This window comes from Virgibacillus sp. Bac332, from assembly GCF_003667785.1.
GTDB classification, from domain to species: domain Bacteria; phylum Bacillota; class Bacilli; order Bacillales; family Amphibacillaceae; genus Virgibacillus; species Virgibacillus salarius.
In genome coordinates, this window is sequence record NZ_CP033046.1 from 2,106,591 (window position 1) to 2,121,606 (window position 15,016).

Consider the following 15,016-nt stretch of genomic DNA (forward strand, 5'->3'; position numbering starts at 1 on the left):
ATGGCATGGATTGTCGATCAACCAAAAACACAGATAGAACTTGCTAATCAATTCAAGGAATTGATGCAAGCAGAATCGATTTTACAAATTCCTGGAGCACATGATGCAATGGCAGCACTTGTTGCTAAAGATGCTGGCTTCTCTGCCTTATACTTATCAGGAGGAGCATATACAGCAAGTAAAGGATTACCTGATCTTGGTATGGTTACTTCCACAGAGATAGCGGATAGGGCACGAGACCTCATCCGTGCTACGAATTTACCTGTACTCGTTGATATTGATACAGGATTTGGTGGTGTGTTGAATGTTGCGCGAACTGCACAAGAAATGTTTGAGGCAAATGTAGCTGCAGTTCAAATTGAAGATCAACAGTTACCCAAAAAGTGTGGTCATTTAAATGGAAAACAGCTAGTAACCAAGGAAGAAATGGAACAGAAAATACAAGCGATTAAAAAGGTAGCACCATCTTTAGTAATTGTTGCAAGGACAGATGCGCGAGCAAATGAAGGATTGGATGCAGCAATTGAAAGAGCAGAGGCTTATATTCATGCAGGTGCAGATGCGATTTTCCCTGAGGCACTACAAACAGATGAAGAATTCCGCTTGTTTGCTGAAAGAATAAGTGTACCTTTATTAGCGAATATGACCGAGTTTGGGAAAACGCCTTATATAACAGCTGATGAGTTTCAGCGTATGGGCTTTAAGATGGTGATATATCCAGTTACTTCTTTAAGGGTGGCAGCAAAGGCATATGAACGTATCTTTCAATTAATTAAAGAAGAAGGAACACAAAAAGATGGTGTGAACGACATGCAAACAAGAAAGGAATTATATGAAACCATTTCATATCATGACTTTGAAGATTTAGATAAGAAAATCGCTAAAACTGTATTAGGAGAATAATGAAACAATAGAAAAGGCTATTTGACGTGTAATAATTACTCGTTGGATAGCCTTTCATTTTTAAAATATTGTATAGCTTATATGGGTAAATATAGGTTCTGTAATTATATAAAGCAATAGAGAATGATAGCTCGTCATACAAACACTAAGGGGATTTATCCCACATATAACTGGCAGTAATCCCCCCATTTTCAGCAATAAAATGAAGCCAATATGGGTAAGTGTCAATGGACTGCCAGTAAATATCCGATTGGTTCAAAGGCCTTTAGGTCATACCTTTGTGGTACGAACAATCAGTATGGGATAAGCAAACCACTAACTGATTGAAGTTTTACTTTATATACGTAGGTATGAATTTTTTAATGTATTGCAGTATTTGCAAGCTATTTCTACTATACATACGCATTTTCTGACTATTATCACGAGATGTTACATGAGGCGATTTCTTTCGACGTTATCCCTAAATTTAGAATTTTTTAAAAAATCTTATCTTTGATACTATGAACAAGTGGCAGTCATTTTTTACTAACTGAGGGGGATTATTCATGAATAGTAGCAGACTGAAGCAACTTAGCATCCTTTTCGTAATGCTAGGGATTATTAGTTTATTAGTAGCCTGTGGCTCTTCTGAAGGAGATGCAGAAAAAGAAGGCGATAGTTCTAAAAATGCTGATGAGAGTGGTTTAAAAGATACATATACAGTAGCAAGTGATACTTCGTTCGTGCCATTTGAATTTAAGGAAGATGGTGAATATGTAGGTTTTGATATTGAACTAATTAAGGCAATTGCTGATGAAGTTGGATTTGAAATAGAATTAGAAACAACCAATTTCGATGGTATTATCCCTGGTCTACAAACTGGTTCCTTTGATATTGCAGTCGCTGGTATTAGTATAAAGGAAGACCGAAAAAAGAAGGTTGACTTTAGTGATCCATACTATCAGTCAGGTTTAGCAATTGGGGTCAGCAGTGATAATGATTCCATAAAAAGTATGGAAGACCTTGAGGGGAAAACTATAGCAACTAGACTTGGTTCTACTAGTGCTACGTATATTAATGAAAATATTAAAAATGCGAAGGCAAGTCAATTTGAACAGTTAGACCAAGCATATTTGGCGGTAGAAAATGGTAGTGCGGATGCTATTTTATATGATGCACCAAATGTTAATTATTATATCAAGACAAAGGGAGATAACCTAAAGGTTGTAGGTGATCTTTACCAAGCAGAAGATTATGGTATAGCTATTTCTAAAGGACAGGGAGAGTTAGTTACAGCGATTAATGATGCACTTGCAACGCTGAAGGAAAATGGGAAATACGATGAAATTTATGAAAAATGGTTCGGTAAAAAGCCAGAATAACTAAACAAAGAAGTAGAGAAAAACTAAGGCTTATACTTCGCTGTAGGTCTTAGTTTTTCTCTGACAGTGAGGTGAGACGAAGGTGGCAGTTGAATTTAATTGGCTTCAAGTAATCGACTTTCTCCCGGAATTAGTTACAGGGTTATATTATACATTATTGATTTCTGTTGTTGGCTTAGCCATTGGTTTTATATTGGGTGGGGTATTCGGTCTAGGTAGAATAGCTAATAATAAGGTTATAAAGGGGATATCTACTGTATATGTGGAAATCATTCGAGGTACGCCGGTATTAGTACAGGCTATTTGGATTTATTTTGCGCTTCCACTAATTATCGGATTTGAAATTGAATCTATCATTGCCGGTATTATTGTAATTGCCCTAAATTCAGGTGCATATATTGCAGAAATTGTCAGAGGTGCTGTGCAATCAATTGATAGAGGGCAGGCAGAGGCAGGACGTTCTCTCGGCTTAAATCATAGTCAAACAATGCGTTATATTATCTGGCCTCAGGCTTTCAAACGAATGATCCCACCATTAGGAAACCAATTTATTATTAGTATAAAGGATACGTCGCTCCTATCCGTCATTCTAGTTCCAGAATTAATTTTTCAAGGGAGACTGATCGCTGCGAATCATTTTAATGCCGTAGAGATATACACTACAGTTGCTGTATTTTATCTTGCTATTACACTTACATTATCCTTTATTCTAAGAGTCATTGAAAGGAGACTAGATATTCAATGATTGAGGTAAAAGATTTGCATAAAAGCTTTGGCAAAAACAAAGTATTAAAAGGGATCAATTGTGAAATCCAACCATCTGAGGTCGTCTGTGTAATTGGACCAAGTGGATCAGGAAAAAGCACCTTCCTTCGTTGTCTAAATATGCTTGAGTCAATAACGAAAGGGGACGTTATCGTTGATGGTAACCACTTAAATGACCCAAAGGTAAACATAAATCTGGTACGTACGGAAGTAGGAATGGTTTTCCAGCAATTTAATCTATTCCCTCATAAAAAAGTTATTGAGAACTTAATGCTTGCTCCTTGTAAAGTACGGCATTTAAGTACAAAAGAAGCAAGGAATCGAGCAATGAAGCTATTAGAGAAGGTTGGTTTAGCTGATAAGGCTGACCAATATCCACAGCAGTTATCTGGTGGGCAGCAACAGCGGGTTGCGATTGCTCGGGCACTAGCAATGGAGCCAAAAATGATGCTATTTGACGAACCAACTTCTGCATTAGACCCTGAATTGGTGGGAGAAGTACTAGAAGTTATGAAACAACTTGCCAAAGAAGGAATGACGATGTTCGTCGTAACACATGAAATGGGATTCGCTAGAGAAGTTGGTGATCGTGTTATCTTTATGGATGATGGTGTTATTGTCGAAGAAGGAGAACCAGACCAAATCTTTACCAATCCTCAATCTGATCGAACGAAGGAATTTTTAAATAAAATATTGTAGCATGAAAAACGTATTGAGTATTACTCAGTACGTTTTTCTCGTAGTCTAGGAAAAATTATAAAATTATCCCATGTAGATAAATATGAGCGTGTAAAGCCGCGTCAAGCGCAAGCGCCCAGAAGCTAGGCGACTTCACAGATCGCCCTAAGCTAAATTATCATCGGCTCGCAAGCTCACCGTAATTCCTTTATCTTCGTTGACTCGCTCCAGTCGCTCCGTTTCTAATCAGGCGCTTGCGCTTTTGTTCTAAGTTAAGAAAGTATAAAATCAGTGCAATGACTGCGTTAAGCCAAGTAGTTATTTTGAAATGTTTGATGTGTATTGGCAATGCTCCGACTAATTACTTCGCTTTCCGCGGGCACGGCCTCAACTAACTTTGCAAAGAAGAACACGTTGCAAAGTGGATTTTCGGCTCGCGCTAATCCCGCAGGAGTCTACGTAATTAGTCTCCGCTATGAGAATGTGCAACAATTCTTGTCATAAGTAATAGGTTGACTTTTTTTACAATGGGTAAAGTGAAAATCGTTATCCGTGAGTATAAAAGCAGCTGTGTTACTTCATGCTAGCGTTGTAGAGCCTGATAATAGCGAAGGCCGGCCACTTCAACTCCTGTGGGAAATGTTTGACCTGAAGATCCACTTTTTTGAGCGGGTTTTGCTAAAAAAGTTAGCTGAAGGACAAACCCCACGGAAAGGGAAGTGGGCAGCCGGAGTGATTCCATAATAGCTACTAGAGGAAGCGTAAATCTGAGCATGTAGTGATAAGGACTGAGCGAATTTTGCTCAGTTTTTCTTATTAATAAATAATTTGACTCCGGCAGGAACAGCACGAGTCCGAAGCTCCCTTGGTAACGTGTTTTTATTTATCGAGTTAGCTGAGACCGTGCCCGCTGAAAGCGCGTATATTTTCACGGTGCGGCGATGATCCCCCTATTGATAACATGATTATTCGTATTTTGAGTAAAGAAGTTGTGTTTTGTCCTATCCTCTCTATCTCACAGATAACTGGTAGTAATATCCCTACTTCAAGCAATTAAGTGAAATCAATATTGATAAGTGGGGGATAACAATCCCCCAACTGATTGAAGCTTTAGTTTATCACACCAAGATAGGACGCAATGCTTAACTCAAGCTCTAGAGCATATATTTATGTGAATCGGATAAGCTAAAAGAAATATCTAAGTGGAGTTGATAAATTTGAAGTTTACTGGTCAGCTTATTTCTGGTGATTTAGATCTAGAAACAAATGAATTTGAGTGGAAGCAGTTTAAACAGTTATCTACGGAATCTGTTCTCACCGAATATCAATTGAACAAGCTGCATGATTATTTGAATCAAACCAATAATGAAACTGGTCAAGTATTAACGCTATATGATCAAATGCCAATCTATTTAAAACAAGAGGATGTTAACCAGATTTTAGATGATTTAGAAAAGATTCGATCTATGTATACTACAGGGAATGAATGAAAAGTCATTCAGTTCATTCCTACAACTAACCCGACAAGATATAATTTTTTCATGCTTGTTTGCATATTTAAAAGGGAATCGAGCTGTTGGCTGCAACGGATGGTTCTGCTATCTGTTAATCCATACTTTAAACCAAGCTCAATCATCTCTCTTTTCTTACTATCAATTCTCTTACTTAAATTAGTAGATTTTGATTCAATAATTTCCATCTTCTTAAATCTTCCTTTCATCATTAACAAATTGTTAGGGCGTAAGTCTCAAACACACAAAAATAAGTATGATTATTTCCGTGATAAAATGCAATAGATTCAACAAAGAAAGTCAAAAGGTTGTGAAATTCGACAGTGTTTACACGCATTTTGGCCCACAGCAAATGAAAAATAGTTAAGAAAACAAAGGGTATTATGTACCATAATTACAATAAAATACCTTATATAGAAATAATAGGAGTATATTTTAAATGTAAGAGTATATTTTTAAAAAATAAAAATGATGGTCCGTACAACTAAGCTCTCTGTAGTGGCTGGTAAGCCCCCTCGCGTTGACACTATCTGGGTTTAACAATGTCTTTTTATGATAGGATAAGGTAACCTTCGGCAGCGATAATATCGTACGCAGAAAAAAGTGTTCTTTTTTAAAAGGAGGCTACGTATATTACCGGAGATAGCGAAGTGTATTGTTCTCCATCAGAATGGACAGAGTTTTTAGTTTATGTCCTCTATACCATCTTCTAGATTTATATATAGATGACATGATTTAGATAAGATCTTTTCAACTGTTTACGTTCCCCCTTTTTATCCCACATATAAATGGAGCTGTTTTGTTTATTGATGGACAAAACAGCTCCACGTTCCGATCGTAATTGAGTTTATCTTTATTTAGCTTCTCCTACTACTGTAAAACGCTCATTTTCATGTTGAGGATTTTCGATTTCATCCACTACACTAATGGCATAGTCTGCATAGCTAATGTAACTTTCGCCTTTATTATTTAGCATCAGCGTGTCTTTCCCTAATCGGTATGAACCAGTCCGTTGACCTTCTGGATCAAAGATGGCAGCAGGGCTAATATAGGTCCATTGAATCCCCGCTGTATTTTGTAGTTCTTTAAGGTTTTCTCCCATATTTGAAGCAGTAGGAAGGTATGCTTTCGGAAAATCAGGGGTATCTAATAAGAGCGTACTTTTATTTTCATCAGCAAATAAGCTTCCAGCTCCCCCAACCACTATTAATCGTGTATGTGGTGCTTGCTTTAGTGCGTTTATTAATACTCTACCAGCATCAATATGCTGGTGCTCCTCACCATGAGGTGCATTAAATGCATTAACTATGACATCATAAGGCTTTATATCTTCCGTTTTTATATCAAAAATATTTTTCTCGATTACGTTCACTGTATCATTCGATACTTTTTTAGCATCTCTTACGATTGCTGTTACATCGTGGTTTCTTTTTACGGCCTCCTTTAAAATAAGGCTTCCGGATTTACCGCTAGCACCAATAATTCCAATCTTCATTTATAACAACCTCCAGGAATGATTATTTGTAACTATTTATGTTACATGTAATAATATAAGTTACAAGTTTATTGTTGTCAAGCGTTAATAGCTTATTTTAATTATTTTTCCTATTAGGTTTAACGATTGTAACTCTTTTTATTACAACTTTGATCATATATAATTATAATAAATATCTATTAAAGGAATGAAACACTATGTCTATTAGTAGTCGCTTTGCTGTTGGTATTCATATATTATCTCTACTTGGAATTAACCAGGAAGATGTTAATACATCTGAATATATAGCTAAAAGTGTGAATACGAATCCCGTCGTTATAAGAAAAATTATAGGTATGCTTAAGAAAGCTCAGTTAGTAAACGTTCGCCCAGGTGTGGCTGGTGCCGAACTAGCCAAGGATTTATCTGATATCACCTTACTTGATGTATACAAGGCGGTTAATGTAGTCCAAGAAAAAGATTTATTTGGAAGACATGAAAGTCCAAACCCTTCCTGTCTTGTTGGAAGAAATATTCAAACGGCTATTGAGCCATTATTTTCATCCGCGCAGCGTGCATTAGAAAAGTCATTGGAAAATGTTACGATTCAGGATGTAGTTTCAGATATTTTAAAGCAGGAAGAATCCGTTGCTGGTCAAAATCAACGTGAGTGCTAACCAATAATCAGGTTACATTAAGGGTGAACATAGCAACGAGGAGGCGTAGAAAATGTCTCCCATATATAACTGGCAGTAAGCCCCCTGCCAGTTATATGTCCGATTGTTCAAAGGTCTCTTTAGGTCATATCCTTGTGGCATGAACAATAAGTGGGGGATAAACATGGTTATGCCACTCAAGCTGCACGATCTGTTCTGAACTACGTATTTGAAAAGCTGAAATTATAAAGAATTACCGCGACCTATCAGCCAGAAAATATGACGTCATGTACAGTGATGGAAAAGCTGGATATGCGAAGAGTAAGATTCTTTAATGCTTGTATCCCTCATGTTGATGAATGGTGAGATGAGTATTATTATGTACTTTTGAAGACAGAATGGTAAAAACCATCAAATCAAAATTGACAGTAAGCAGTAATTTAGGTATGATAACGAAAATAATAATTAATTCTGTGAAGAAGAGAGTAATTATGATAGTAACTAAAGCGAGTTAGGATATGGTGCGAGCCTAATAGTTACGTTGTAATGAACCGGACTTCTGAGAAGCCATCTTGAACATGAGTAGGGATGGACGGGTAATGATCGTTATACATTAAAGTCAGATTCTTAGGAATAATCAGGGTGGTACCGCGGGTAAATCTCGTCTCTATATGGAGGCGAGATTTTTTATTTAGATAAAAGGAGAGAGAGAAATGGAATTAAAACAAGTGTTTGCTAATGAAATTGTGAAACATTCTAATGAATTATTAACCCTATTAGACGTAAAGAAGCAAATTGAAATCCCTAAATATAATAAGCAAGGCGACTTAGCATTTCCATGTTTCGTTCTTGCCAAACATGTGAAAGAGAATCCCGCTAATACTGCTAAAAAAATCGCTATTAAAATGAAACATCCGCTTTTTGAACAAGTGGTTGCAAATGGACCTTATCTCAATTGCTTCCTAAATAAAACGGTAGTTAGTAAAAATGTAATGAATACTATATTACAGCAAGGAAGTAGATTTGGATCATTAAAAATAGGTAATGGCGAGAATATTACAATTGATTTTTCTTCTCCAAATATTGCAAAGCCTTTTTCTATGGGACATTTGCGCTCAACCGTGATAGGTAATTCCTATGCAAACATTTTAGAAAAATGTGGTTATAACCCGGTAAGAATTAATCATCTTGGTGACTGGGGTACGCAATTTGGAAAACTAATTGCTGCTTATTATTACTGGGGAGATGATGAGCAAATTGAGGTAAATCCAATTCAGGAGTTACTAAATCTTTATGTGAATTTTCATAAAGAAGCTAATAACGATCAATCCTTAGAGACTGAAGCAAGAAAGTGGTTTTTAAAATTGGAAAAAAGGGATGTTAAAGCAACAAAGTTATGGAATTGGTTTAAGGAAGAATCATTAAAAGAATTTAAAAAGATATATGACTTGCTTGACGTATACTTTGATTCCTATGATGGAGAAGCATTTTATAATGATAAAATGGATGAAACAGTAAATATATTAAAGTCTAAAGGTTTGTTAACTAAGTCCGATGGAGCAGATGTTGTTCGTCTTGATGAACATGATTTGCCACCCTGTCTTATCAAAAAATCAGATGGTGCAACACTTTATGCTACGAGAGACTTAACTGCTGCAATTTATCGTTATAACAAGTATCAATTTGCAAAATCTATTTATGTCGTAGGACACGAACAAAGCTTGCATTTTCAACAAGTGTTCCTAGTACTTAAGAAACTAGGATTAAATTGGGCAGGGAATATGCAACATTTACCTTTTGGATTTATTCTAAAAGATGGTAAGAAAATGTCTACTAGAAAAGGAAAAGTGGTTTTATTAGAGAAAGTGTTGGAAGAAGCAGTGATGTTAGCAGCAGAAAAAATAAAAGATAGAAATCCCAACCTAGAGAACCAATCAGAAATTGCCAAAGATGTTGGTATCGGTGCTGTTATATTTCATGATTTGAAAACAGATCGACAACATAATGTAGAGTTTTCTCTTGAAGAAATGCTTCGGTTTGAAGGAGCAACAGGGCCATACATTCAGTATACACATGCACGAGCATGCTCAATATTACGTAAGAGTGAAAAAGTTATGGCGGGAAATATTATAGGGTTAGAGGAAGAAAATAGCTGGTCGGTAATCAAACAGTTATATAATTTTCCATTTAATATTCAACATTGTCTTGATCAAGGAAAGCCATCTATATTAGCAAGTTATTTATTAGACCTTTGTAGAGAATTCAACAAATATTATGCTAATCAACAAATATTAACTGAAGATGAACAACAAGAGCAGAGAATTGCACTTGTCCACTGTACTGCGGTCGTAATTAAAGAAGGATTGCGCCTATTGGGAATAAAAGCACCAGAACAGATGTGACTTCTTCCATTATTAATGGTTTAGAAAACAGTTTGCTATGCCGAGGGTTCTGAGAGTTATAGTCTGGTAATGGTAAGTATCACATATCGGAGCCTATCGAGTATTTTCCTGCAGTCTACGTGTATACCCAATGATTTGCCGATACGGACCATTTCTCTAAATTCTGGATTTTTATCCCACATATCATTGGCAGTAAGATCCCCTCTTCAAGCAATAAAGAGAAACCAATATATGCATAAGAGGGGGATCGGATGTCAGTAAATGTCCGATTGGTTCAAAGGCGGCCTTTAGCTCATACCCTTGCGATACTTACAATCAGTGGGGGATAAACAAAACCCCCAACTGATTGAAGTTTCACTATATATCCAAACAGAACGGTTATTAATCCGTGTTTTTTGACAGGAAGACTGGCAAGCTGTTTACGCATATACTTCAAATGAGCAGGTTATGAAAAATATTTAACTGAAGGCGTTTTTAAGTAAAGGATTCGAAAGTGGTGTCGCGGGTAAAGAGGCTAAGACAAAAGAATGAAGAAACAATAAAAAACGAACGGTAAGTTTAAATTGGAATAATTAATTTAGTACCTGAAATAGGCGAGACTCCGGCAGGAACAGCACGAGTCCAAAGATCCACTTGGTAACGTGTTTTTCTTTACCAAGTTAGCTGACTGAGGCCGTACCCACGGAAAGCGAGTATAGTTTCACGGTGCGGCGATAATACTCCTATTGATAATATGATTATTCATTTTGAGTAAAGACGTTGTGTTTTGTCCCAGCCTTTTTTTATTACTTCTTTAAAATCCAAAGGCTCTGCCTGAGTAAAAATGAACTTTGTAGGGTTGTAAAAGAAAAATCTCCAAAGGTTATAATAGAAAATGGTCGCTAACGAGAGGAGATCAACTCTTGTTGAGTAACATTATTTATCACAACACAATGTGAAATGGTAAGTACCGTATCGTGTTTATTCTAAAGTATAGACAAAAAGTTATATACGGAAAGTTACGAAGAGATATAAGTCCAATTTTACGAAGATTATGTGAAATGAAAGATGTAGAAATTCGATCATCGATCATTTATCTCACCTTCCTGTGTATTGAATTATATAGAAGATTAAAAGAAAATACAGACTAATATTGAAATTATTAAAATGTTATAATGAAGATGAACAAGCTATCTTACATGTAATAAAATCAGAAAAATACTAATTTACACAAAATTATTTTAGGGATTAGAGATTGTGTAGAAGCATCGTTCTGTTATTTATATAAGGAAAGGAATGAGGTTATTGATCGAACTATCGGAAAGTTATCAAAAAAGGCCAATTCGTTTTCTAGAATTATGGGAGATCAACGATTGGAAAATTAAAATGTATGGCATTTCCTATAAAAATGATCTCCCGAGTCATGACTTAATTAGCAAGGCTAAAGAAATAGCACAGCAAAGCTTGCCTGTTCCTGCAATTACTGAAAATCGGTATGGAGCTGGTTTTGTCGGCGTTCACGATGGCAAGGATGCTAATTTTATATTTGTCGATTGGTGGTCAAATGAAAATGAGCTTCAACATCATGTATACATATCTACCAAGGAGGAGCCAAATATGTTTAAAGAATATACTAATACAAGCTTAATTGCATGCTGTTGGGATCTTAAGCTAATGAGCTTTGAGAGGGATAGCTGGGTGGATACGGTTCTGAATCATCCATCAGGTCAACCTAGTGTGGAGGAATATTTACAGAAGCAATTAAATGTTGATATATAAAAAAGTCTCGTGCAGCAATACATACGAAAGGTAACTCTCTCAGAAAAGTCAGGGTGGTGGTTTTATGTTAAAAAAGCCAGAAATGTTAAAAAAGGGAGATCGTATTGCTACTATAAGTCCGAGTTGGGGAGGTGCTGGTGATCCAGAATTAAGACGCCGTTATGAGCAGGGAGTCAAACGTTTGGAAGATGTATTTGGTTTAGAAGTGGTGGCTATGCCTAATAGCCTAAAAGGTTCAGATTATGTATATAAAAATCCCCAAGCCCGTGCTAATGATATAATGACAGCATTTAAGGATAAGTCAATTAAAGCAATTATTGCCAACATTGGTGGAGATGATAGTATTCGATTGCTTCCCTTTATTGATTTTGACGTAATGAAAAATAATCCAAAGATTTTACTAGGATATTCAGATGTTACAATCCCACATTTGTTCTGTTATAAAGCAGGAATAACATCATTCTATGGTCCAGCGATTTTAACTGATTTTGCCGAAAATGTAGAAATGCACGCGTATACTGTTGAATCTATTAAACAAACGTTATTTTCACGAGAGCCTATAGGTGAAATTAAGCCAGCTAAAGCATGGACGAGTGAATATTTAGATTGGGCAGTTGAATCCAATAATCAGATACAAAGAACAATGCAACATAATAATGGATATGAATTGCTTCAAGGCTCTGAAGTGGTGTCTGGTAGATTAATTGGAGGGTGTATAGAAGTTTTGGAGATTGCAAAAGGAACAGAGCTCTGGCCTGCTAAGAAGGACTGGGAAGATAGTATTATATTCTTCGAAACTTCTGAGGTCAAGTCATCCCCAGATCTCTTGAAATCTTGGTTACGCAACTATGCGGCACAGGGTATTTTGCAGGCTGCTAACGGAATCGTTTTTGGGAAACCAAAAGATGAAGCTTATTTTGCAGAATATAAAGAAGTTATTCAGTTAGTCATGCAAGAGTATCAATTAGAAGATTTACCTATCCTTTATAACTTGAATTTTGGTCATACGGAACCCAAAATCGTTCTACCATATGGGGCGATGGCTGAAATTAATTGTGATCGTCAAATATTCACCATTCTGGAAAGTGGTGTGAAATAGCATCTTTAAGAGTAACGTAAAACAAGTTCAAGATGTAATAAAAATTGATGAACGGCATTTCTTCGTCCCATTTATTACAGAAAATCAAACGTATTCAGGAAGTTACTGGGAATGGAAAAGAAATCAATGGAAATTGAATTGGGTTAAGATTAATCTCCGACCACGTGTGTTAAAAATAGAGGAGAATAATCCCGAAACGTATTATTTTGTATGGAATTTAGATCCTCGTGACCAAGTGGCAGCATTGGATTTTTTTCTGAAGAAAAAACGAGGCTATTCTGGAACTAATTATCATCCAGCCATACAGATGAAGGATAAAATATCGCTTGATACGTCTTCTTATGGTATACGTAAATTGCCAAATGATTGGAAAAGCATGATTGAGGAAATAAAAACATTCGAAGCGACTAAAGCGACGAATACATTTAATAGATTTATTTTCGAGCATCATCTAAGATTTGGCTGGGTTCCATATGATAATCATCATAAAGTGACAGATATTACTTATTCGCTCAATGGATCTGGATAATCTGTAAATAATGAAGAAAATTTTGAGCGTATGTTTCATTTTTCGTTAACAGATTTAGAAATTGCCCACTAAAAGACTCGTCATTGCTGGACTGGTAGTAACTAGTATGTAAAATAGAAACGGCACTGGCCCTTAGACTAATCCATACTATAATTGGCGTGTGAAACTCATATGGAAGTCTGACATAGCTAGTTGTGCTTTTAAAGCAGTTATTGGGACAGGTCGTTTCTATGAATATTCTACTAAAGCATTGTTAACATTACGCTTTATGTTTATTTTTAGCTTATTGCGCAGTATAGCCACCGTCTACTAATAGAGTTGTTCCAGCAATAAATGAGGCATCGTCACTTGCTAAAAACAACACGGATTTAGCAACTTCTTCTGCTTTACCCAGTCTTCCCATTGGATGGAGACTAACAAGATGGTCCTTTACTTCTGGCGAAGATTTGGCGATTAATGGAGTATCAATGTACCCTGGGCAAATAGCATTAACACGTATGCCTTCTTTGGCGTAAGCAATACCTAATGTTTGGGTAAGTAGTTTTACACCACCTTTTGCTGCGGAATAGGCGGTTACACTATCCTTCCCTACGAAGCTGTGAATGGACCCGCTATTTACAATAACTCCACCATCCTCCTGCTGCCGCATTTGCTCAATGGCGTATTTATCGGAAAGATAAACGCCTGATAAATTAATATCAATTGTTTTTTTCCACTTATCGTAGGATAGCTCATGGATATTTGCGTCATTCGCAATTCCAGCATTTGCAAACATAATGTCCACTCTGCCAAAATGTCGTACCGTTTGATTAATCATATTTTTTGTATGTTCCTCGTTGGAAACATCGGTTTTTATAAAGATGGTTTCATATCCTTTTTGATTCAGCTCATCCGAGATTTCTTGACCATGGTCTGAAAAGTCCGCTATTGCTACTTTAGCACCTTCCTGTACAAATAATCGCACAGTTGCTTCTCCAATACCGCTAGCGCCACCAGTAATAATTGCTATTTTTTCTGCTAATTTCATTTGAAAAACTCCTTTTAGTTTACTGTTGCTCCACCATCAATTACAAACTCAGCTCCTGTTGAGAAGGAAGCATCATCTGAAGCAAGAAATAGCACCATTTTAGCTACTTCTTCAGGCTTTCCCATTCTTCCAAGTGGATAGGTTTTGTCTAATTCTTCTTTGGAATGACCAGTTTGTTCAGTTGCATAGTTAGCCATTGCTGTCTCAATATAACCGGGATGGATAGAATTTACGCGCACTCCAGTATTTGCATACTCCATAGCAATATCCTTCGTCATTATACGTACAGCACCTTTGCTAGCTCCATATAGAACATGGCCTGGCGCACCGTTAAGCCCTGCTACAGAGGAAGCATTAATGACAGACCCACTTTTTTGTTTTGCCATTACTGGAACAGCATGTTTCATACCCAAGAATACACCAGTAACGTTAATCGACATAAGACGGTTCCATTCTTCTAATTCAGTTTCTACAAGTGGTTTAATAATATAGATGCCAGCATTATTAAATAACACATCAATTGTGCTGAAATGGTTTATAGTTTCATTAATTACTTGCTTCCAATCCTCTTCATTACTTACATCATGCTTAATGAAAATCCCTTCCGAACCTAACGCTTTTATTTCGTCTACTGTTTTTCTACCAGATTCTTCGTTAATATCTGTGATGACTAATTTCGCCCCTTCGTTAGCAAACAATAGGGCTGTCTTCTTACCAATTCCAGTTCCTCCTCCTGTAATGATGGCTACTTTATTCTCTAGCTTCATCACGATCGTCCTTTCTAGTTATATGAATAGGGTTTTATTATTGTTAGTAATGTATACATTACTAGTTATCTAAAGACACCTCCTTA

Annotated in this window: 15 protein-coding genes, 1 pseudogene and 1 other annotated feature; of the genes and pseudogenes, 12 read left to right on the plus strand and 4 right to left on the minus strand. The window is 36.5% G+C overall.

The features are described from left to right. The 6 genes from prpB (at position 1) to D9782_RS10130 (ending at position 5,197) form a co-directional block, all read left to right on the plus strand. Positions 1 to 903, plus strand: a complete 903-nt coding sequence (gene prpB / locus D9782_RS10105; RefSeq protein ID WP_026679968.1) for a methylisocitrate lyase — start codon at positions 1 to 3, stop codon at positions 901 to 903. 545 nt (positions 904 to 1,448) lie between these two features. Next, positions 1,449 to 2,264: a glutamine ABC transporter substrate-binding protein gene (locus D9782_RS10110; RefSeq protein ID WP_051388250.1), complete on the plus strand. Its 816-nt coding sequence runs from the start codon at positions 1,449 to 1,451 to the stop codon at positions 2,262 to 2,264. 82 nt (positions 2,265 to 2,346) lie between these two features. Further along, the gene (locus tag D9782_RS10115) at positions 2,347 to 3,009 is read left to right on the plus strand and encodes an amino acid ABC transporter permease (RefSeq protein WP_026679966.1); all 663 of its coding nucleotides are present in this window, start codon (positions 2,347 to 2,349) and stop codon (positions 3,007 to 3,009) included. Beyond that, positions 3,006 to 3,728 (plus strand): amino acid ABC transporter ATP-binding protein, encoded by a 723-nt coding sequence (locus D9782_RS10120; RefSeq protein ID WP_121604693.1) that lies wholly within the window; start codon positions 3,006 to 3,008, stop codon positions 3,726 to 3,728. Before D9782_RS10115 ends, D9782_RS10120 begins: the two co-directional genes overlap by 4 nt. Positions 3,729 to 4,259: 531 nt before the next feature. Beyond that, positions 4,260 to 4,451 (plus strand): hypothetical protein, encoded by a 192-nt coding sequence (locus tag D9782_RS10125; RefSeq protein ID WP_121604546.1) that lies wholly within the window; start codon positions 4,260 to 4,262, stop codon positions 4,449 to 4,451. Positions 4,452 to 4,924: 473 nt separating this feature from the next. Continuing rightward, a complete protein-coding gene (locus D9782_RS10130; RefSeq protein WP_121604694.1) occupies positions 4,925 to 5,197 on the plus strand; it encodes a hypothetical protein in 273 nt (90 codons plus the stop codon). An 8-nt stretch (positions 5,198 to 5,205) separates the two neighbouring features. Here the strand turns inward: D9782_RS10130 and D9782_RS10135 are convergent, their stop codons facing one another. Both D9782_RS10135 and D9782_RS10140 read right to left on the minus strand, forming a co-directional pair. Beyond that, positions 5,206 to 5,430: an aspartyl-phosphate phosphatase Spo0E family protein gene (locus D9782_RS10135; RefSeq protein ID WP_080668696.1), complete on the minus strand. Its 225-nt coding sequence runs from the start codon at positions 5,428 to 5,430 to the stop codon at positions 5,206 to 5,208. A gap of 641 nt (positions 5,431 to 6,071) precedes the next feature. Beyond that, positions 6,072 to 6,713, minus strand: a complete 642-nt coding sequence (locus D9782_RS10140) for an NAD(P)-dependent oxidoreductase (RefSeq protein WP_121604695.1) — start codon at positions 6,711 to 6,713, stop codon at positions 6,072 to 6,074. 197 nt (positions 6,714 to 6,910) lie between these two features. On the opposite strand from D9782_RS10140, the gene D9782_RS10145 reads away from it, so the two are divergent. The 6 genes and pseudogenes from D9782_RS10145 (at position 6,911) to D9782_RS10170 (ending at position 13,136) form a co-directional block, all read left to right on the plus strand. Beyond that, a complete protein-coding gene (locus tag D9782_RS10145; protein ID WP_026681739.1) occupies positions 6,911 to 7,369 on the plus strand; it encodes an Rrf2 family transcriptional regulator in 459 nt (152 codons plus the stop codon). Positions 7,370 to 7,812: 443 nt separating this feature from the next. After that, positions 7,813 to 8,020: a binding site (T-box leader), on the plus strand. Positions 8,021 to 8,061: 41 nt separating this feature from the next. After that, the gene (gene argS / locus D9782_RS10150; protein ID WP_121604696.1) at positions 8,062 to 9,750 is read left to right on the plus strand and encodes an arginine--tRNA ligase; all 1,689 of its coding nucleotides are present in this window, start codon (positions 8,062 to 8,064) and stop codon (positions 9,748 to 9,750) included. A 953-nt stretch (positions 9,751 to 10,703) separates the two neighbouring features. Then, positions 10,704 to 10,808, plus strand: a pseudogene (locus tag D9782_RS10155) (IS200/IS605 family transposase); the annotation flags it as partial. Between the two features lie 217 nt (positions 10,809 to 11,025). Beyond that, positions 11,026 to 11,508 carry an isochorismatase gene (locus D9782_RS10160; protein ID WP_240455837.1) on the plus strand — a complete coding sequence of 161 codons (483 nt, stop codon included), beginning with the start codon at positions 11,026 to 11,028 and terminating at the stop codon, positions 11,506 to 11,508. A gap of 64 nt (positions 11,509 to 11,572) precedes the next feature. Beyond that, the gene (locus tag D9782_RS10165; protein WP_121604698.1) at positions 11,573 to 12,607 is read left to right on the plus strand and encodes a S66 family peptidase; all 1,035 of its coding nucleotides are present in this window, start codon (positions 11,573 to 11,575) and stop codon (positions 12,605 to 12,607) included. A gap of 133 nt (positions 12,608 to 12,740) precedes the next feature. After that, the gene (locus D9782_RS10170; RefSeq protein WP_121604699.1) at positions 12,741 to 13,136 is read left to right on the plus strand and encodes a hypothetical protein; all 396 of its coding nucleotides are present in this window, start codon (positions 12,741 to 12,743) and stop codon (positions 13,134 to 13,136) included. 283 nt (positions 13,137 to 13,419) lie between these two features. Here the strand turns inward: D9782_RS10170 and D9782_RS10175 are convergent, their stop codons facing one another. Further along, complete coding sequence (locus D9782_RS10175) at positions 13,420 to 14,163, minus strand: SDR family NAD(P)-dependent oxidoreductase (RefSeq protein WP_026681734.1); 744 nt, start codon at positions 14,161 to 14,163, stop codon at positions 13,420 to 13,422. Between the two features lie 14 nt (positions 14,164 to 14,177). Further along, positions 14,178 to 14,930, minus strand: a complete 753-nt coding sequence (locus D9782_RS10180) for an SDR family NAD(P)-dependent oxidoreductase (protein WP_121604700.1) — start codon at positions 14,928 to 14,930, stop codon at positions 14,178 to 14,180. Positions 14,931 to 15,016: the final 86 nt, after the last annotated feature.